The sequence below is a fragment of the Robertmurraya korlensis NBRC 107688 genome, from assembly GCF_001591645.1.
Lineage (GTDB): Bacteria > Bacillota > Bacilli > Bacillales > Cytobacillaceae > Robertmurraya_A.
The window spans coordinates 52,730-73,526 of sequence record NZ_BCVH01000011.1 but is presented as its reverse complement, the minus strand read 5'-3'; the positions used below and the strand labels follow the sequence as shown (position 1 = coordinate 73,526).

The window sequence follows — 20,797 nt, the reverse complement described above, 5'->3', positions numbered from 1 at the left end:
ATTCCGTTGAATTTCACTAATCCCCCATAAAATCTTATATAAATCTTATATCTTTTCTGTTATTCTATATAGGTTAAGTCGATATTTGTCATTTTGTAGGAGGTATAGACCTTGAGATCCGAAAGAAAAAAGAAAAAAAAGCGTTGGGTAAAGATACTTCTCACTACCCTTTTAGTAATTATTTTAGGTGTTGGTGCCTATGCGTTTACGGTCTATAATTCGCTAACATCTGCATTAGATTCAATGCATTCACCGATTGATAGAGATAAGTCTGATAAGCGGGCAGAAGAAGTTACTCTAGAAAAGAAGCAACCTTTCTCTATTCTAATGCTCGGTGTTGATGAGCGTGAAGGTGATAGAGGACGCTCTGACACAATGATTGTATTAACGGTTAACCCTAACCTAAACTCTATTAAAATGTTAAGTATTCCAAGAGATACAAGAACCGAAATAGTTGGGCGTGGAACAACTGACAAGATTAATCATGCGTATGCATTCGGAAAAGAAGAAATGGCAATGGCAACAGTAGAAAACTTCCTTGATATCCCAATTGATTATGTTGTGAAGGTTAACATGGAAGGCTTTGAGGACATTGTTAACGCTGTAGGTGGAATTAGTGTTGATAACGCTTTTAGCTTTTCAGAAGAAGGACACCAGTTTAATCAGGGACAAATCACCTTAGATGGAGAAGAAGCACTTGCCTACGTAAGAATGAGGAAACAAGACCCAAGTGGTGACTTTGGCCGTCAACAAAGGCAACGTCAAGTAATTAAAGGGGTTATTGACCAAGGTGCAAGCTTCAACTCGTTAACCAATTTCGATAGTATTTTCTCCGCTCTTGGTAATAATGTTAAGACGAGTATGACCTTTGACGAAATGGTCGAAATTCAAAAGAATTATAAAGATGCGGCCAAGAATATCGAACAAATCCAATTGACGGGTACAGGGTCAACCATTGATGGAATCTATTACCTTGTTGTCCCACAAGAAGAAAAAGTAAAAGTACAGGATCTGTTAAAATCACACTTAGAAATTTAATAAAAGAAAAGAGGAATCTTTAGGCTTTAAACTAAGATTCCTCTTTTTTATCATTTAACTATTTCTACTTTAAAGTCCAGTTTTGCTAATGCGACTTCCTCCAAATATTGAACCTCAATTAAGTGATCACCTGAAGAGATATCCAAGATTACTTGATTCCTCTTTTCACTAGTTCCAGGCCATGTATCGAGTATTAGCTCCTTGTTCAAGAACACGCGCGCTGCATCATCAGCTTGAACAGTGAACATGTATTTACCAGTTTCCATTTTTTCTAGCTTGGTAAACCTTGCTGTAAAGTGATCGGCTGGAATAGATGGATGTGGTGATCCTGCCCAGCCCCAATCAAACTTTACTTCCGATAACTTTTTAAAAGATCCAATTCCACCTACTACATACGGTATTCCACTGAATGTATTATTCGAATAATACTCAGCTACCCATGAGCTCTGAATTTCTTTTTCAAATGGCTCTAACGTTACATCAATATACCCTACTGACACTTCTTCCCTATATTCTACCTCAATCCAGTGAATATCCCTTTCTCCCGCAGGGACATTCACATGGTCAGCAATAGAGAGTTTGATGGCCTCTTCTCCTAGTTTCCCCCATCGATCAAGAACTAATTTGCCATCAACATACACTCGAACTCCATCATCAACCTTAGTTCTCAAGATATAGTCACCAGAAGATATCCGTCTAGCTGTTGTGTATCTTGCTGAAAAATAGTCATTTCCAATACCGCTTGCAGGGCTCCCGGCAAAGTATTCAGACAGTGCGCCGGAATTCCCTGAAGGAGTAATCACTTTAGATGCAACAGGCATTCCTGATAACTTCATGTTTGGATAATAATAGGTTAACCAAGAATTGAATGGAACAATATCAGAAAACACTCCTGCACTTGCAACATTTTCAATATAGTGTGTCTTCACAGTCTGATTTCCACCAGGTACCCCTAACCATAAAGCACGTTCTATTCCACCTGTATAATCAGTCCATCGATCAATAAGGTTATTACCGTTAATCTCAACTTTCACACCATCATCAGCAAAGGTCTGAACGAAGTAATCACCACTCGCATATGATCCTGATTGGTCAAAGATCCCTGTGAAGTAATCACTAGGTATACCATTACCCGGACTACCCCAACCCCAGTTATACCGAACTTCTTTACCTATCTTTGTTGGCATTACCGTGTACTTCTGGTAACCAAAGGACAGCTTTGCTAGAGCAACATCTTCCATATACTCAACCACTATCGAATGTTCTCCCGCAGTTACATCTACGAACTTTTGAGTCAGTCTTTGCGTTGACCCTGGCCATGTATCAAGGATTAATTGATTATCTAGATATACACGTGCTGCATCATCGGCTTCTACTTTAAATAAATATTTACCCATGTCCAAATTGTCCTTCTTTAAGAAACGGGCCGTGAATCGATCTGCAGGTATAGCTGGATGAGGCGAACCGTTCCAACCCCAGTTAAAGTTGAGATTTGTTAACTTTGAACTAGCTCCCACTCCTCCGATTACAACAGGAGTTCCCTCAAAGTTAGTATTGGGATAGAATTCTCCAACCCAAGTATTTTGATAAGCACTATCATAAGGTTCAATTCCCACATCTACATAACCTACACTAGCCACATCATGGTACTCAACCTCAATCCAGTGAACATTTTCTTCTCCCGGCTTGCTATTTTGATTATTAGTGATATGAAGCTTTATTGCCTCTTCACCAATTGTTGTCCAACGATCCAGAACTAAATGACCATCAACATACACGCGAACGCCATCATCTGCTTTGGTGCGGAGAATGTAGTCTCCTTCTGTAATTCTTTTTGCTGTGGTAAATCTTGCTGAAAATTGGTCATTACCAATACCAGGAGCTGGACTTCCTGTATAGTACTCTGATAATTTTTTATTGGTACCAACCGGTTGAATTACTTTTGCTGCTACTGGGAAACCAGAGAGAGTACGGTTTGGATAATAATAAGCAATCCACGAGTCAAAGGGAACGACATTGGATTGGATTCCTGCACTTGCCACATGTTCGTAGTAATGAGTCTTTACTGAATGATTTCCTGCTGATATATTTGTCCATAAAAACCTATTCATCTTCCCATTGTAATCAGTCCATTGATCAATCACCCTAGTCCCATCAATCTCTACTCTAACACCGTCATCCGCCAGAGCCTGCACGAAATAGTCTCCAGCTTGATAGCTACCTGATTGGTCAAATGTCCAAGTAAAATAATCAGACGGAATAGAATTGCCCGGTGACCCCCAGCCCCAATTTACGTTCACATCCCTAGCTGTTGAAGTAAATAAAGGGAGTTTGTTAAAAGTAAAGAAAAGTTTTGCTGGACCGGTTTGCTCTGTATATTCTACCGTAAGAACATGCTCTCCTTCACTAACTTCCACTAACTTTGTACTATTGCTTGTACCTGTGAAATTCGCTACCTCTTGACCATCTATTGAAACTTTTATTGAATCATCAGCATTTCCTTCAAATTTATAGAGACCTGATTTGAAGAAAAGGCTTTTCGTGAACCGCGCCGTGAAATAATCAGCCGGCACCTGGGAATTAGGAGATGCCAAACCCCAATCCTTATTAATATCATTAGAATAATAGACTTCTTTCCCTAATGATATTTGGTTTGAAAAATATTCCACATTCCATCCTTTAACGGCTGGTGATTGTATTAATCCATAACCATAAAAAGCATCTCTACCACTTACACCAATGTCTTTAACAGTCGTTTGTAGTAATTCTCGTAATTGTTGATTCGTATAGCTAGGATACACTTGTTTAAGCAAAGCTAGGTTCCCAGCAACAAAAGGAGTAGCCATAGACGTTCCACTCATAGTTACATACATATTAGTTGGATACGTACTTAAAATACTAACCCCAGGAGCCGCTACTTCTACTGTATCTCCCGTTGCAGAAAAAGAACCTCTTTTGTCGTTACTATCTGTTGCAGAAACAGCGATTACAGAACTATATTTTGCTGGGTATTCAACCGTATCTCCAGAGCCGTCACTTTTCCCATTGTTACCAGCAGCCGCAACAACCAACAGTCCGCTATTATAAGCCTTGTCCACACTCTGCTTTAATAAGTAAGAACCATTTGGTGAGCTAATACTTAGATTAATAATATCCATTTTATTTGAAATCGCCCAGTCAACCCCTGCAATCAAGTCTGATAAGTACCCCTCACCGTTTTGATCCATCACTTTCACGGAATAGATACTTGCATCGGGTGCTACACCTACTACACCGATGCTGTTTCTTTTAGCTCCGATAACACCTGCTACATGTGTGCCGTGCCCATTATCGTCATAGTAAGATGATGTATAGGAAACAAATGAAACTCCCCCCGCTACCTGCAGGTCCTCATGAGGGGATATTCCTGAATCAAGAACAGCTACTTTTATTCCCTTTCCAGTAATACTTGAGGTCCATGCATTTGGGGCATTAATCTTTAATATCCCCCAACCTTCCCTTTGCACACCAACCTCAAGCACTTGATCAACTTCAATTAGTTTTACAATTGGATTAAATTGTATAGTTTTCAATGCTGATGTTGGGATTTCAGCGACAACAGCATTCAGCCCTTTTATTTCGTCAATTACTATCCCTTTCGCCTGATAAATAACTTCATTATTAACTTTACCTTGGAACAAAACTATTACTCTTATATTTTCAAAATCAGCTGCCTTTGCCACATCATTATTTGTTATAAAAGAAATTGAGAGTAATAGAAATAAGATCATTAAAGGATTATGTTTCAATTCGTATACCCCCATAAAAATTATCATATTATATTCAAACTATATGATAGAATACCCTTTCTTTCAACAAGCTTTATTTGGTAGTTTTCTATCTAAAGTCCTATATATGTTATTTATTTTTTTCTCTAAAAAACAATAACCCACCTTTCGAAGGGTGGGCTGATTATGCTAATTAGAAACCTTTTCACTTTCAGTTATTTTCACTAAATAATCGAGGAAATCTTGTCTTAAATCCTCTCTCCGTAGGGCGTATTCAACGGTTGCCTGTAAGAAACCTAATTTATCTCCCACATCATAGCGACGACCTTCAAAGTTATAGGCATATACTGCCTCCTTTTGAGCGAGTTCTTTAAGGGCATCCGTTAACTGAATCTCTCCACCTTTACCAGGCTCTGTGTTCTCTAGTATACCAAATATAGCTGGATTAATGATATATCTTCCCAAGATAGCAACGTTGGAAGGTGCATCACCAATAGAAGGTTTTTCTACAAGTCCCTTTACCTTATATACGCGATCTTCAATATGCTTACCTTCAATGATTCCGTACTTATCAACATCCTCAGGTGCTACCTCTTGGACTCCAAGGATAGTTGTTTTATACTCTTCATACGTCTCAATCATCTGCTTCAAACATGGCTTGTCACTATGAACAATATCATCTCCTAGAAGAACAGCGAACGGTTCATTCCCAATAAAGCTTTTTGCACAATAGATCGCGTGTCCTAAACCCTTTGGCTCTTTCTGCCGAATAAAATGAATATTAACCATTTCAGAAATATGTCGAACCTGTGCTAGTAACTCTTTCTTCCCTTTCGACTCAAGTTCTAATTCCAACTCAACTGATTTATCAAAGTGATCTTCAATAGACTTTTTATTACGGCCTGTAATAATAAGAATTTCTTCTATTCCTGAATCTACGGCTTCCTCTATGATATATTGAAGTGTTGGCTTATCAACAATTGGCAGCATTTCCTTTGGTTGTGCTTTCGTAGCAGGTAAAAAGCGAGTACCTAAGCCAGCCGCTGGAATGATAGCTTTTTTCACTTTTTGCATTTTTGATCTCCTTTAAGACATTGTCAGTAGTTATATATATAAAATTATTCCATATTAAAGGAAAATAGACAAGCTTCAAGTGAATACCCCAAATTTTTCAACATCTTATAGTATTAATCTAAAATCCCTACTTAACTTCCAAATTTTTATATTTTTATTTGTCGTAATTTCTGATATTCTAAGAGATAAAGTCGCTTTTTGTATTTTAGGAGGTAAATCTATTGCGTTCGAATAAAACGAAGAAAAGAAGAGTTTGGTTACGAGTTACTCTTAGTATTTTTGCATTACTTTTCATTGGTGCTGGTGCTTATGTTTATTCTATATATCATTCATTGACTGCTGCAGTAGACACGATGCATCAACCAATTGAACGAGAAAAGTCAGAAAAGCGTACAGAAGAAGTCATCCTTGATCAAAAGGATCCTTTTTCTATCCTCATGCTTGGGGTTGATGAAAGAAGTGGAGATCGAGGCCGATCAGATACGATGATTGTATTAACGGTTAACCCGAATACACAGTCAGTGAAAATGCTTAGTATCCCTCGTGATACGCGTACTGAGATTTTTGGACATGGAACAGTTGATAAAATTAACCATGCCTATGCATTTGGTCAAGAAGAAATGGCTATGGCTACCGTCGAGAATTTACTTGATATTCCAATCGATTATTATGTCCGTGTTAATATGGAAGGATTTCAGGATATAGTAGATGCTGTAGGTGGCATCAGTGTTAATAGTACTTTTAGTTTTTCACAAGACGGTCACCAATTTACAGAGGGACTATTAAACCTAGACGGGGAAAAAGCTCTCTCCTATGTTCGAATGAGATACGAAGATCCTCAAGGTGATTTTGGACGTCAACAACGACAACGACAAGTGATTCAGGGCGTTGTTAATAAAGGGGCAAGCTTCAGTTCGTTGACTAAGTTTGACGATATCTTTGGAGCATTAGGAAAAAATGTTAAAACGAATATAACGTTTAATGAAATGGTCGAAATACAAAAGAATTATAAGGATGCTGCCAAAAATATTGAGCAGCTACAACTAACTGGTTCAGGAACTAAAATTAGTGGGATCTACTATCTAATTATTTCTGACGACGAGAAAGCTCGAGTACAGAATGAGCTCAAAACACAATTAGAGCTTTAATATAAAACAAAAGACAGTCTACTCCTAGACTGTCTTTTGTTTATGTCAAATTTAATAAATTCTAAAATACTCATCAATTCCATCGGCAATTGCTCTTGCTAATATACTTTGATAGGAGTCTGTAACTAATTTTTGACGTTCTCCATCATTACTAATAAAGCCAAGCTCTAGTAACGTCGCAGGCATAGAGGATTCCCGTACCACTGAAAAAGAACTTCCATCAGTTCCACGATCATATGCACCTGTATAGTCAACCATATTTTCTTGAATCAAATCCGCAAGTGTTATGCTCTTATTAACTCGGTCTGGATTATTATGCATATCCCCATTAATCTTTGATGGGTTATTGGGGTTATATTCATAATAATACGATTCGATGCCGTTAGCTGATTTATCTACTGAAGAGTTATGGTGGATACTAATAAAAATATCCGTATTTAAATTATTTGCCATTTGAGAACGTTCTAGCAAGGATAGAGCAGTATTACCTGTACGAGACATATAAACAACATATCCACGTGAAACTAATAACGATTCCACCTTTTTGGCAACAGCCAAATTCAAATTAGCTTCTGTATATCCACCAGCAACTGCACCAGGGTCACTCCCACCATGTCCTGGGTCTAAAAATACGGTTTGCTTCAGCTGCTTAAAAGCTCCACTTTGAGTGACGTATTGACCTTGTCCCTTTGGAAGTAACTTGATTTCAATTCCTTCTAAGCGTTTAGAAAGCCCCTCTGAACCAGCCTTCATCCCATTTTTAGCCCAACCCAACCAGCCATAGCTTTCAATATGAACACGGTAATAAATATCATAATGATTTGCGATATCACCGGTTAAACTAATCTTTATCGCTTCCATCCGTTTACCTTGTCCAGAAGTTCCCGAAATACTATTATTCGATACATTACTTAGCCAGCCAAAATCTTGGACATGTGTGGTATAAGTAACCCCTCCACTAAAAGGCGCATTCTGCAACTGAATTTTAATGGCTTCTAACCGCTTCGATTGCCCTTCTGTACCACTCAATTCACCATTTTTAACTGTACTCATCCAACCGTAATCCTGAACATGCGTAGAATAAGCGACAGTGGTATTCGTTTTAAATGTATTTTCTGTTGATCCAGGAGCTGCTCCACCTTTTACAACTAGAACAATCTGTATAGCTTCCAACCGTTTAGAGAGACCTTCTGTCCCTGCAGACATCCCATTTTTAGCCCAACCAAGCCAGCCATAGTCTTGGGCGTGAACACGGTAATAAACATCATAATAATTTGCCATATCACCAGTTAAACTTACTTGTATAGCTTCAATTCTCTTACCTTGACCTGTTGTGCCACTAACCCCACCATTTGATACATTTCCTAACCAACCGTTACTTTCTACATGGGTCTTGTAAGAGATTCCTCCGCTATATGGTGTATTTGAAAGAGAAATTTTTATAGCCTCTAAGCGTTTGCTTTGTCCCATTGTACCTGATAGTCCACCATTAGCAACAGGTGCTTGCCAACCTATATCTTGGACATGGGTAGAATAACTTACAGAGGTAGCCGATGAGGTACTAAATAATATCTCCTCATTGGTTGGTCCATCCTGAATTAATTGCATATCGTTAGTATCTGTAAGATCAACTGTTACTTGACTTAACTCATCATACTCTTCCTTAGAAATCTCTACTTTTTGATCATTAGCATCCTTAAAATAATAAACGGTAGTTTTTTCTATTACTGTTTTATATTCATCAATAGTCGTTACTTCCTCAACGCTTGTTTGGTTTTCGTTACTGCTAACTAGAGTTACATCTTGCTCGTAATTAAGAGGTTTTACTATTTCTACTCTACTAGTGTCAGAAGGCACTATTCTATAATGAATCCTATTGTTTTCTGTCAACACTAACTCATTTAAGGAATCACTAACTTCCATTGTAATATCCTTTGTTGCTGAATCCACCTGAGTAAGAACGGTACCATCAACCGAAGCCTTTGATTCATCACCCCAATTTTTTAGTGTGACATTCACGCCTTCAGCGACTTCTATACTTTGTTCTTCACCATTGTAATGAATTAAATAGTAACTAGAGTCCTCTTCAAAGTTTCCTTTAATTATACTCTCTTGAGCATAAGCAATGTCCACTTTTAGAGGGAATAGTAGGCTAAACAATAACAGCCCAATTAGAAATAATGCTTTACTCCTCATGTTGGTTTTTCTCCCTATTTGGTGATTTTTTGCATAACAAGAGTGATAGGTAAAGTTTCTCCTATCACTCTTGTATGTTTATACTGTTAGTCTAGCATATAATATATGATTATAGTAAAAAATTTACTATTAATATTTTCCTACTTTGCAGAAAGCAATTTTAAAATTTTCGACATTTTTTGACACATACCCCGAATTTCCTATTGGCTTTTTGTCATCTTTATACGATAATAGTACTAGATACAAAAGGCAAGATCACCTAAAGGTGATTCACGCAAAGCTATAGGGGCCTCTATCATTGGATTTGATAAAGCCAGCCAGCTACTATCAACGTTAAAGGAGAATGGGTACATGTCAAAATTTTTAACACCTGAAGAAGTGATGGTAAAGAGGAAACGAAATAAAGCAATTCTTTACGCATCCATCATTCTGGGTACCATGTTATTAAGTGCCGTTGTAACAATCCTAACCAACCAACTATAATATTAACATTATAAAGAGAAGCAGCCTTATTTGGCTGCTTCTTCTATTTTAAAATAGGATTTTTCGTTTAAGGTAGTAAAGAAAGTTCACATTTTTTGTATAGCCGTTATTAGTAAAATAAGTGCCATACTCCAATTTAAAAGTCCATATAGTACATTTTGACAATGTACTGCGATTACTATCCCAAGATGGACATTGAAGACTGCAAGCAATAGTGCTACAGATAAAACTAAATTTACATAAAACATCTTTCTCACCTGGTTCATCTAGCAGTTATTTACATAGAAGTATAGGATCAATTTCCTGTTTGTACATTTTTACACAATCTCTAGAAAAAGTAAACCATCTACTATTATAACGATATACCTTTAATGTCTCGAATTCAAGGAACTACTAAACAATAATTTCGACATTATTTGACACATCCAGTATCCTCCTATTAACTTTCTTTCATCTTGTCCGATATAATTACTAAATACAATTGTCAAGTTGCACTAAAAGTGACTAGTTAAAAATTTTTGTGACACTAGCTTCTATGAAATACAAAGGAGAAATGGGAAATATGTCAAAGTTCTTAACGCCAGAAGAAGTGATGATTAGAAGAAAAAGAAATAAAGCAATCCTCTATGCATCCATAATTTTAGGTACAATGATACTAAGTGCCGTTGTAACCATCCTAACGAACCAATTATAATTCATTAATAGAGGAGAAGGCCTACCCAAATTTGAGGTAGATTACTTCTCCTCATTTTATTTACTGCTAATAGTTATAATCCCAGAGAATGACCCAATCACCTTTTTCCTCGGTTACGTATACGTATTGAATAAAATCAAACGTACCGTACTTACCTTGATAATATTGCGTGACAGGTACTTCATAAACCATTTCTATGCCTTTACTCTCTTTTGACATCTTCCAATTGGATTGTTTTTCAACATCCCCAATCTTATATTCAAAGGTATCCGCTCCAAAATGACCCATAAATACATGAACACGATCTTGTATGTACACTCCTTTTGGAAACCTTTCCTTCATTGAGGGGTGTAATAGCTCCCATGACTCCGCATAATCCCCTGTTTGTTCGTACTCATAAAATGCCTCCACCACATCAACCGCTTGCCTTGATGGAGAAAAGAGTCCATAACGTATTAAAAAATATCCACCTATAAGAAGGAATATGATGAAAAGGAGAGGAGGGAATCCCCCTCTGTTTCTTCTATACATAAACAACCTCCAAAAAAGTCTGTTACTAATTCTTATGCTGAGATAACAGAAACATACTTCCCCTTTCATTTCAGGAAATGGAACAAAAAGAAACACCAGCCTCAATGACTGGTGGATAGAGTTAGATTTTAGTATTCAAATATCTTTTGTATAACGCTTATCAACAAAATAAAGGCCATACCCCAATTAATTACTCCATAGAGACTACTATGATAACGCTTTGCCACAATGATCCCAAAATGGACATTAAAAATCACCAACAAAAGCGCTACCGATAAAACAATGTTAACTACCATTTTCTTTCACACCTTGTTCGTCTTGCTGTCATATGTATATATAGTAACATTTTCCTAGTACTCAAAATTTATCACACACCCTAAAAAAAGTAAATAGTGACGTGGGGACAGGTTCCTTGTCCCAAATATACAAAGATAGGGGGCATAATCAGAGTTTTACCCGTTGGGAAAGTCCACAGTGCCTGTCCCTTTGTCCCATAATTACTTTATAGATTTACTGACCTTTCCACATCTGATACATGTACCGGTGAAATAGTTATACTTATGATATTTACGAAAAAGGCAAATAATAGATTTTATTTTCAAGTAGAACAACTCCTGTCAACGTATTTGTTCACTAATTAATATTATAACGTTTTATATAAAGAACAATATGAAAAAAATGTCGATTATTTCAAAGAAATAGCCGACATTTTTCTACAAATCTATTAGGAAAAGGTTCCATGTTTTTTAAGTTCCAATAGTTCCTTACCTTACATTAAACGAGATACTATCTTTTCCCCATTCCAAACCCTATTACTCTCAGCTCTTTTAGCGATAACCTCTGGTTCCTCTAATAAGGTAAAAAAGTTCTTCTGTGGGAGGTTTCCTAAATGGTGTTTTACACAAAGTCACTTTAGATATTGATTACGTTTTTCCGATAAATTTGCTGACTGGTTGTCGCCACCTGAGGAAAAGGCATATAGTACACTAGCAATTGCTACCCGTTTTACTTTAGAGGTTTCGAGCACTCTTAATATAAAGTCCCAATCCCAATAGTTATTCATCTCAACATCAAACAGTCCGATTTGGTTATGTAATGATTTACGGTACAAGCACCCTGACGAAACATACGTAGAAAATGTCCTCATAAACTCCTTATCTAGTTCATAAGCAAACAATAGCCTATTTATAGGAAGCCTTTGTCTTCCCTCCCATTTGTATTCGACCATTTCCACATCTGAGTATGCTAAATCCGCATCCTTTCTCTCTCCTAGCATAGTCTCTAAATGATTTGGTGTAATAAGATCGTCATCATCACACAGCATTATGAACTCACCCTTTGCATGCAATACCCCTTCATTTCGTGCATGAACATGCCCTTGATTTACTTTTAAGTTGATGATTTTCAACTGTAACTCGGAAAAAATTTCTTTTAGCTCATCAACTGATGCTCCATGATCATTGATAACAATCACTTCAAAATCTTTAACACTTTGCCCTGCCAACGATTCTAGCAGTTCTGCTAAAGCATACCTACGATTATAGGTTGGTATTACAACGGACACTAACGGACTACTCACTGATGATCCTCTCCTTTGATAGGGACAGGTCAATTGTCCCCTTATATTGTGGTGGGACATGGTACCTGTCCCCTTGAATAGCAAGCAACTTCCTTGTCAAGGCTAGAACTGTGTATAAGGAGGTTACTTTGAGACAAATATATGTTGCTATATGTATTGGTTTTATCATAATTATTGGAAATACACTGGGAGAGTTAGGTAGGAGTAACTTTGATTCCACTGGCCAGATATTCAAAAACCGGATATCACCTTTGTATTTTCTAGACACAAGTAGCTCTTTCTACCATATATACTCCATCAAAGGAGATTTCCCCAACTTAGCTATTAGAAAAGTTGGACACTTTTTCTTTTATGGATTCATAGCTATTTTACTCTTTAGAGTAGGAAAGCGGAAAAGCCTACTGTTAAATGGGATTTTGTCCGTACTCTTAACAATATGCGTAGGAATCCTTGATGAAGTTTACCAATACTTCTTAATAGGAAGAAGTGGGCGGTTACTCGATATACTGATTGATGCAGCGGGTTGCTTTACTTTTCTACTGTTCTATTTGCTATCAAGGCTACTTGTGAGACATAGGGACAGGTCAGCTGTCCCATTAGAATCAAAAGGAGGGACATAGAACCTGTCCCTCTAGCTCCGGTCCCGTGCACGCTGAACAACACTTTTAGAAAATCCTGTGATCCTAGAAATTTGCCTTATTGATGTTCCTTTCAATTTCATTAGCATAGCTATAACAGTATCTCTTTCTCCCCTACTCATTTGTTGCAGCATACTATTGCTAGTAATACCTATCGTTCGTAAATACTCGTTTACATCGTTGTCTGATAATCTTACTTTCGCCATATCTTCCATGCAGAGGTCATCGTTTTTTTCATTCATGTACCTAGCGATCAACTGAACGGCTGTTTCTCTATCCTCCGATAAGAGACTTAGTACAAATCTTGTGTCTACAACGGTTGATTGATACAAATATTCACCTATACTTGTCCATTTACTATCAAGCACATTGCCTGTGATACCTGCTTTTAGAGGATTTTGGTGAATATATCTAAGTACTGTAAAAAAGTAAGCCCTAGTTTCAACCACTTCACTCTTGAAACGATCTTGAAACAAGTGTCCACATCGGTCATATTTCATGTTGTACCAATATACATAGCTTGAGCAAATTCTCTTTATGAACACTGAAACAGTCTCGTCTACTTCCTTCACCAACAGAAGTACATGATTATCCATCAAACAGTAGCCATACAACTTAAAGTTACATTGCTTCTTATATTTAACTAGCGTTTCTAAAAATCGCTTTTTATCTTCATCCTCCTCAAAAATAATTTGTTTATTAATTCCTCTAAGGATAATATGGTACACTCCATTTCTGCTTTTCTTCCTAGATTTTCTTGGCAAATAATAATCACCTCGGTAATTGTTTTAAGAGACTTGGGTTTTGGTTGTAGGGATTTTTGAATAATAATACTTAACGGAATTCATAAGCGAGTATTTAGAAGGGGGGTACTTAGGGGGCGAAATACATACACTTAAATATTCCACTGATGATTCTATAATCCTGCTAGAATCTCTAAAATTTCAAAAACTCAAGGGACAGTGTAAAGGGACAGTGTACCTGGTCCCGGAATCTGCTTAGGAACAAGGAGGAAACACAGTTGCTATTTCCCTGCTCTTTCCATTTTATCCTTTATATATTTTGTATTTTCTTGTAAAATATAGAAACAAAGACCTACAGAAGTAGATAGGGGATAAGAAATATGACACAGGAACAAGAGAAATTAGAAAAACAGATGGAGGCAGCAAGTAAGCATTTTTCAGATGATAAGTTTTGGGGAAAATTAAAGAAGTTTGCCAAAAAAGCTGGTGCTTCAGTTGTATACGCGGTTCTACTTTTATATTATACCCTTCAAAAGCCTGAGGTTCCAATGAAAGCTAAAGCAATTATAATCGGTGCGTTAGGTTACTTTATCTTACCATTGGACCTAATTCCGGATGTCGTTGTAGGACTGGGCTATACTGATGACCTGGGTGCTTTAGGCGTTGCTCTTTTCCAAGTAGCCATGTATATTGACGAAGATATTAAAGCCCAGGCAAAAGAAAAGTTAAAAGATTGGTTTGGAGACAATGTTGATACTTCTGACATTGATGCCAAAATAGGTTAATAAAATGGGATAAAGGAACCTAAGCCTTTATCCCATTTTTTATAAAGTTTGAAAACAACTCTAGATTTTTGGGGTGAAATGAAATTGCTTTTACTTTGTCACAATAGACCGAAACAAGTTTAATTGGGCACATCTAATTTCCCTAGGATATCTGAATCCAAACAGCAGTCTGCTAAACACCTATAATAATAGAGCCGTGCGTTATGCCAACTCATTTTTATCTTTACTATTCGACTATTAAATTCCATAAAACTCTCCTTAGATTTTCTATAAATCGTAAGAGTCCGTATTCGGAAACTGGCAAGCATAATTATTTTTATAGGGACAGGTCCCTTTTCCCTACGAAATATCATAGATAGAGGGACAGTACCTCACACCTTGTCACAGTACCTGTCCCCTTATCTCGCTTTTAATGTAATTGAGTCAAATGATGTTGTACTTCCTCCACTGCTATTTACGTAAATAGAATAGTCTCCCGACTGATAATATAGATAATACCTGGAGTCGACTTCACTTTGTCCTTCCTCTTCAGGTTCACCTAATGATTGAATTAGATCATCATAGGAAAGTTCAATAGGTAGATAGAGACTGTACACAGGTGACTCTAGATATGCTTTGTACTCATAATCCACTCCAAGACCATAACCGTTGCTATTGTAGATTAGTAGCTTCCCTCCATGGGATTCCCACTCTTCCTCGGGTGTACCAATCACATTTTCAATAGTAGTCCCTATCGGTGCTCCAACTGAAACATCTATACCTTTAATCATCCCTTTTGAGGCAAGAGCTAAGAAATCGCCCTCTCCTACTATATTATTATTTCTTTGAACAACATCATCATTAAAGGGAAGATTGCTCGACTGTTCATTGTTTTCAGCAATTTCTTGTTCCTCCACTACCTCTTCTTCATTACTCTCTATGACTACATCTTCCTCTGTACTTTCTTCGAGCTCAAACTCTTCCCAATCCTCAATTAGAAAAACTTCCAGTCTATAGCTAATCGGATCTTCATGCATTTCTTCCTTTACTTTTTCAGGAACTAAATCAGATGTACTGTGAGAGACCTGTATTGCAGCATAACTATCAAGCTCCGGAAGATTATAAATAAACGTTTCTTCGAAATTGGTTTTCGTGTATCTAAAGGTCTCATTTTTGTCCTCTGTTTCAGAGTATTCATTTTTGACAAAGGAATATCCCTTAGGAAGCATTTTTTCTCCTAATCTTTGAATATCTTCTATCTCACCTTCTGTATACAAATGCATAGAAGTAATAGTCTCATCAGAAAATTCATCGTTTCGAAATTCTACGTACAATGTTTCTTGTTGTTCTAAGATATAAAAATCAATTTGGTCCTCTGATTCAAATGCTACCTCACCTAATAATTCATGTGCCTGCTCCATTGAATTCCCAAGTCGCGGATATTCAAGATCCAATAACTTTGAAAGCTCATCCACACCTGCTACTTTTTTCACCTTTTCAGAGACTGCCGGTTCCGTATTTAGAATAATAACGTCTAACTTCCATAAAACAACCAAGGTCACTAAAACAGTCACCACGGAAACAAGGATAACACCCAGTATCTTTTTCATATGTAATAACCTCCTATTAATCTCCTAAATACTACTATAGAACTATACCTCTGTAAAACCGAGGGACAAGGGACCTGTCCCCAGTCTTCATTAGTTTAGCTAAAATTCCAAATTCGATTGACTTTACCAATCATCTCTCTAATTTTCTACGACAAATCATATATTTTAGCATCCCTTTTACTAGCTAACTCCACTTTTTCCGATTGGAACATAGAGTCCTTCTTCCATTATTGTAAGGCTACCTGGGAATACAATTGGTAGCGCGCTTCCTGAAAGGGAAAGCAAAGTGGAACATTTTAATGAAATTGCAAAACAATATGAGCCGATGATTCACAAAATAATACTGACACTAGGTATCTATAAAAACCAAGAGGAGTTCTATCAAACAGGACTAATTGCCCTTTGGCAAGCAGCTAAACGATATGATCGAGAGCGAGGGGCTTTCTCCTCCTTTGCTTATTCCTATATAAAAGGCCAACTCCAAACGGAGATGACCAAGAGAAACAAGCATGACGAGCATTATGTAAGCGTAGATGATGAAAGCTGGGCTTCACTCCCTGACTTAGCTTGTCAGCTCTCATTTGAATGGGAGGACCTTGATTGTGAGGGGCTTACAGAAAAAGAAAGAAAATGGTTAATGTACACTGTGATTCATGGACTGTCAGTAAAGGAGATAGCTGTACTAGAAAATGTCTCTCAGTCTGCTGTTAAGCTCTGGCGATCAGGGGCCAGGAATAAATTAAGAGATAAGTTCCTTGTCCCACTGGCCGAAAATTAATCTATTCGAAGAGGAAGCTTGAAGATTGTCTAACGCTTCCTCTTTTTATCGATTCCAAACGCAACCAACTTTTCCCTAGTGATTATTATCACCCTAATCGTAGATTTCACTAGTCACTATTACTAGATAAAAGTCTCTAAACCCCATTCACAAGTGGATTTGTGAGCCTTTCCCCATTATTCACAAATTTGACTTGGAAGACACTCTAACAATAGGCATTTAATCCCATTCTATTTTCCTTATAATTATATTGAAGGGAAAACCACTTTTCTGTAGAGGAGGGTACTTTGAAAATCATAAAGGGATGTATTAATCGATTTACTATTTGGGAGCCGGGGAGTTGAAGAGCTTGTTATTATTAGAATGCTATATGGTTAACCAGAGAACTCTGTATATGTATGGTTTTTATGATCGAAATGGAAAGCGATGTACGGTTGTGAAAGAAATCGATAAAACTTTTACTGTAGATAAAGCACCTCTTCACATCCTTGAGGACAGTATTAAATGTATTGGCTATGACCTAAAAGGTGCAATGGCTTCAGCTAAATGGATACTAGGTAATATCCATATGCCACCTGTGATGATTAACCCGATTCAAAGTACCTGCTTATTCCCTGATAAATCAGCTAAGAATGCCGACACCATTTGGTTTAACCCAGCACATATTGTTCTAACCACTAGCTACAAGAAGAAAACATACATAGAATTTACAGACGGTACTACACTCATTATCCATTGCACAATCTCTGCCTTTAACACCAAGCTCCAAAACGCCATGCAGCTTAGAAACATAACGACGGAAATGGGAAAGAATCCAAAATCCATGTCAATGATATTGGATCCTAGTAGGAGAAAACCTAAAAAACGGAAAAAGTAATTGGGACTGAGGGACAGGTTCATTGTCCCTCAGATCTACACAAGAGTAGGACACGGTGCCTGTCCCTATGTCACCCTTCTCTTCTCAATATACATATTATAAATGTCAATCATATAATGTACATTTTTGATCGTTTAAGAATGTACATTTTTGTTTTCAATAAGTGATATTTACCCCCAACCTATTACTGAATAAATCGGGGGAGGTATTTGTTTTTAATATCTATCGTTTTTAGAACTCGTATTGTTATCCTTATCGAAATGATCTTTAAGACGCTAAGAATCTCCAATAATATTTACTACTGTGGCATGATGGAGAATACGGTCTAGAATGGCGTTAGCTATTTTAGGATCCTGGAATATTTCTCCCCAGGTTTTAAAACTCGCGTTTGTTGTTAAAATGGTACTTTTCTGTTCGTATCTCAAGTCTATTACCTGAAAAAACAGCTTGGCATCTTCTCCGTCGATAGGCAAATAACCGATCTCATCAATAATAAGTAGTTTATATTTTGCATAGTGTTTCAACTATTTTCCAATCGATTCTCCAACTTTGCTCTTTTCAAATTCATAATTAAATCATTACACTTGATAAAGTACGTACTTGTTCTTTTCTTGGCAGCCGCGATTCCAATAGAGGTTGCTAAATGCGTTTTGCCTACTCCACTTGTTCCCAGGAAAACAATATTTTCTTTTCGTTCTAAAAACCGTAAGGTCGTAAAATCCAATATCTGCTGCTTATTTATTGATGGCTGAAACTCAAAGTCAAAGTCCTTTAATTCCTTTAGATGCGGGAATGCTCCTACTTTGACCATCGACTTTACCATGTTTACTTCTTTCATATCGATTTCGTAATCTGTAAGTTTTATTAACGTATCCGTAAATGACAGTTGGTTATTTGTCATAAAATTGATTGTTTTATCTAGATGTATCATCATCTGTTTTAACTTTAAGTATTCTAAATTTTGGACAAGCTTGTTATAACTACTATTCATTTTTATACACCTCATTAATCGCCTCTAAATTTTTCCTTGCCAGCTCTTCAATGTTAGTAGAAGAAGGGAGCCCTCTAGCGAGGGTCTCAACGTAATGTTCTGGCTTGTAGTTAATTTTCAACTGGCTAATAGTGTGTTGTACGACTAATTCAGTGTTATAATAGATGAAGATATGGTTGTCATATACTTGTAAACTAAGGGTTTGTCCGATGTATCCAGGTGGGACTGAATACTGGTTGGACTTGAAGGTGATCATATTTGATTGATTCACTTTCACAAGTATTTGATTAATTTTATAGAAATCTCTTATTCGTTCATGTGGTAGTGGAGATAAGAGGTTTCTTTCTTTTTTAAGTGCCAGTATTGGTATTTTCCCTGTCCCTTGATGGTAACTATTATTGATTCGATCACAGAGTTTTTGTACAAACTGATGAAGTCCTTCAAAATCAAACTTTCCTTGGTAGGCATGAATTTCATCAATTAGTTTCATCGGAGCTTCCACTTTGGCTTTTGTTCTTGGTCGCCCAGCAATACAAGGCCTCACTTCAAACCCCATGTCCTTGGCGAATTGATAAAATCGATCATTAACTTTCCCTTTTTGATATTCTGTTCTTGGCTCATCCATGATGGTCTTCATATTGTCTGTCAGAATCGTTTTAGGAACGCCCCCAAATGCTTCGAAACTTTCCGTAAGGAATGCCAACAATATACTTTGAGACTTTGAGATAGATAGATTAAATGCTCTAAATCTTGAATGGGAAAGCAGGAGCATACAGACATTTACATATAATATCTCTCCATTTTTTGTGCTATAGCGAATATTTTCCTTCCAATCCAATTGAGCTTGTTCTCCTGGAGGTGTTTCAAAGCGAATCACTTCACTGTTTGAGCTCTTTCGCTTCCCTGAATCAAAGTAACTTTGAAATTCTGGTTTGTTCGATATGTACTTTCTGAAGTTGGATTGGCTACAGGTTAATCCATGATTATCTTTAAGGTATTGCCATAATACTCGTTGTAATAGAATATCTGCTTAGATTCTTCTGAAAGCAATAACTTGATAATCTTGTAATAGTCGTCTATTACAGAGGTCCGATTCTGCATATTTTTCGGTACACTACCCTTAAGGTATTTATCAACCGTCCTCCGATCGACTCCCATATCCCGAGCCAATTTACTTTTATTGATTTTCATGTTTAAGCTCTCCATTAACATTTTTAATTTAGGTAAATCTGAAAGACTATTAATTTCAATATCAGTATGAACGTTGATTGGTATATGCATAATATTCACCTCGAGAATATTATGCAGTTTAACCATCAAAACTGTACATCCTTAAATTAGCATTTATACATATTCCCATCCACCTCTCGACTTCTAAATCGGCGTTAGACACTTTTGTTGTATAGGGCCTTCCAATACTCGCAGAAACTCGTTTCATATGATTATTAGTACTCATCGGCTGCTTCAATGCAGATTGGATACCTTCTAATCGGGATTCTACTTCAATGATCTCCATATCAGATAGTAAGATCAAGATCACAAACTCATCTCCACCAAATCGATAGAGTAAATTATACTCCCTCAGCTTTCCTTCCATATTAATTGATCCCTTACATTTATGTAAGTATTAATTCATTGCCAATCAAAGATGGTCATTCCTGTTCTTGGGTAGTAGTTAGGAGTAGGTTCATCAAGGACCTACTCCTATTTCATTTGAAAATTTCAGCATATGAGTTTAAGGGAACAGATTTCTGATCAGGATTGGGGATAGTTTCGCTATAACCTGTTCCGATGTACCTATTTCCAGTAAAGGCATCATAAAACAGCATACTCTTAAAATAGCTTAGCCTCCGCTTGTTATTGGCTAGAATGTACCGGTGAAGATA

The 20,797-nt window shown here is 37.0% G+C and carries 15 protein-coding genes, 3 pseudogenes and 1 riboswitch; of the genes and pseudogenes, 8 read left to right on the top strand and 10 right to left on the bottom strand.

From position 1 onward, the window contains the following. Window positions 1–111 precede the first annotated feature (111 nt). Window positions 112–1,038, top strand: coding sequence for a polyisoprenyl-teichoic acid--peptidoglycan teichoic acid transferase TagU (gene tagU / locus BKO01S_RS15210; protein ID WP_066055764.1), 927 nt, complete (start codon window positions 112–114; stop codon window positions 1,036–1,038). Between the two features lie 50 nt (window positions 1,039–1,088). Here tagU (BKO01S_RS15210) and BKO01S_RS15205 read toward each other — a convergent pair whose 3' ends face one another. Together BKO01S_RS15205 and galU are read right to left on the bottom strand one after the other, a co-directional pair. After that, window positions 1,089–4,826, bottom strand: coding sequence for a PA14 domain-containing protein (locus tag BKO01S_RS15205; protein WP_066055761.1), 3,738 nt, complete (start codon window positions 4,824–4,826; stop codon window positions 1,089–1,091). Window positions 4,827–4,994: 168 nt separating this feature from the next. Further along, on the bottom strand, window positions 4,995–5,879 hold the full coding sequence (gene galU, locus BKO01S_RS15200; protein WP_066055758.1) for a UTP--glucose-1-phosphate uridylyltransferase GalU: 885 nt from the start codon (window positions 5,877–5,879) through the stop codon (window positions 4,995–4,997). A gap of 221 nt (window positions 5,880–6,100) precedes the next feature. Between galU and tagU (BKO01S_RS15195) the strand changes: the two genes are divergently transcribed. Next, window positions 6,101–7,027 (top strand): polyisoprenyl-teichoic acid--peptidoglycan teichoic acid transferase TagU, encoded by a 927-nt coding sequence (gene tagU, locus BKO01S_RS15195; RefSeq protein WP_066055755.1) that lies wholly within the window; start codon window positions 6,101–6,103, stop codon window positions 7,025–7,027. A 51-nt stretch (window positions 7,028–7,078) separates the two neighbouring features. Here tagU (BKO01S_RS15195) and BKO01S_RS15190 read toward each other — a convergent pair whose 3' ends face one another. Continuing rightward, the gene (locus BKO01S_RS15190; protein ID WP_066055752.1) at window positions 7,079–9,223 is read right to left on the bottom strand and encodes an N-acetylmuramoyl-L-alanine amidase; all 2,145 of its coding nucleotides are present in this window, start codon (window positions 9,221–9,223) and stop codon (window positions 7,079–7,081) included. A gap of 238 nt (window positions 9,224–9,461) precedes the next feature. Beyond that, window positions 9,462–9,552: riboswitch (cyclic di-GMP riboswitch) on the top strand. A gap of 22 nt (window positions 9,553–9,574) precedes the next feature. On the opposite strand from BKO01S_RS15190, the gene BKO01S_RS25045 reads away from it, so the two are divergent. Beyond that, window positions 9,575–9,706, top strand: coding sequence for a hypothetical protein (locus tag BKO01S_RS25045; RefSeq protein ID WP_269748531.1), 132 nt, complete (start codon window positions 9,575–9,577; stop codon window positions 9,704–9,706). Between the two features lie 562 nt (window positions 9,707–10,268). After that, window positions 10,269–10,400 carry a hypothetical protein gene (locus tag BKO01S_RS25040; RefSeq protein WP_269748530.1) on the top strand — a complete coding sequence of 44 codons (132 nt, stop codon included), beginning with the start codon at window positions 10,269–10,271 and terminating at the stop codon, window positions 10,398–10,400. Between the two features lie 66 nt (window positions 10,401–10,466). Here BKO01S_RS25040 and BKO01S_RS15185 read toward each other — a convergent pair whose 3' ends face one another. Both BKO01S_RS15185 and BKO01S_RS15180 read right to left on the bottom strand, forming a co-directional pair. Further along, complete coding sequence (locus BKO01S_RS15185) at window positions 10,467–10,931, bottom strand: hypothetical protein (protein ID WP_066055749.1); 465 nt, start codon at window positions 10,929–10,931, stop codon at window positions 10,467–10,469. 769 nt (window positions 10,932–11,700) lie between these two features. Continuing rightward, window positions 11,701–12,495, bottom strand: a pseudogene (locus tag BKO01S_RS15180) (glycosyltransferase family 2 protein). Window positions 12,496–12,638: 143 nt separating this feature from the next. On the opposite strand from BKO01S_RS15180, the gene BKO01S_RS15175 reads away from it, so the two are divergent. Continuing rightward, complete coding sequence (locus BKO01S_RS15175; protein WP_066055746.1) at window positions 12,639–13,130, top strand: VanZ family protein; 492 nt, start codon at window positions 12,639–12,641, stop codon at window positions 13,128–13,130. Window positions 13,131–13,141: 11 nt separating this feature from the next. Here BKO01S_RS15175 and BKO01S_RS15170 read toward each other — a convergent pair whose 3' ends face one another. Beyond that, window positions 13,142–13,912, bottom strand: coding sequence for a transposase (locus BKO01S_RS15170; RefSeq protein WP_066055743.1), 771 nt, complete (start codon window positions 13,910–13,912; stop codon window positions 13,142–13,144). A gap of 359 nt (window positions 13,913–14,271) precedes the next feature. Between BKO01S_RS15170 and BKO01S_RS15165 the strand changes: the two genes are divergently transcribed. Next, window positions 14,272–14,676, top strand: coding sequence for a YkvA family protein (locus BKO01S_RS15165; protein WP_066055740.1), 405 nt, complete (start codon window positions 14,272–14,274; stop codon window positions 14,674–14,676). 398 nt (window positions 14,677–15,074) lie between these two features. On the opposite strand, the gene BKO01S_RS15160 is transcribed toward BKO01S_RS15165, so the two are convergent. After that, window positions 15,075–16,265: a hypothetical protein gene (locus tag BKO01S_RS15160; RefSeq protein ID WP_066055737.1), complete on the bottom strand. Its 1,191-nt coding sequence runs from the start codon at window positions 16,263–16,265 to the stop codon at window positions 15,075–15,077. A 286-nt stretch (window positions 16,266–16,551) separates the two neighbouring features. On the opposite strand from BKO01S_RS15160, the gene BKO01S_RS15155 reads away from it, so the two are divergent. Beyond that, window positions 16,552–17,043: a sigma-70 family RNA polymerase sigma factor gene (locus BKO01S_RS15155; protein ID WP_066055735.1), complete on the top strand. Its 492-nt coding sequence runs from the start codon at window positions 16,552–16,554 to the stop codon at window positions 17,041–17,043. A gap of 349 nt (window positions 17,044–17,392) precedes the next feature. Continuing rightward, complete coding sequence (locus BKO01S_RS15150) at window positions 17,393–17,920, top strand: competence protein ComK (protein ID WP_066055732.1); 528 nt, start codon at window positions 17,393–17,395, stop codon at window positions 17,918–17,920. Between the two features lie 275 nt (window positions 17,921–18,195). On the opposite strand, the pseudogene istB reads toward BKO01S_RS15150, so the two are convergent. The 3 genes and pseudogenes from istB to BKO01S_RS15135 form a co-directional block, all read right to left on the bottom strand. Further along, a pseudogene (gene istB, locus BKO01S_RS15145) lies at window positions 18,196–18,911 on the bottom strand (IS21-like element helper ATPase IstB). Further along, window positions 18,904–20,192: pseudogene (istA, locus tag BKO01S_RS15140) on the bottom strand (IS21 family transposase). Before istA ends, istB begins: the two co-directional pseudogenes overlap by 8 nt. 28 nt (window positions 20,193–20,220) lie before the next feature. Then, the gene (locus BKO01S_RS15135) at window positions 20,221–20,508 is read right to left on the bottom strand and encodes a diguanylate cyclase domain-containing protein (protein ID WP_066055729.1); all 288 of its coding nucleotides are present in this window, start codon (window positions 20,506–20,508) and stop codon (window positions 20,221–20,223) included. Between the last annotated feature and the right edge of the window lie 289 nt (window positions 20,509–20,797).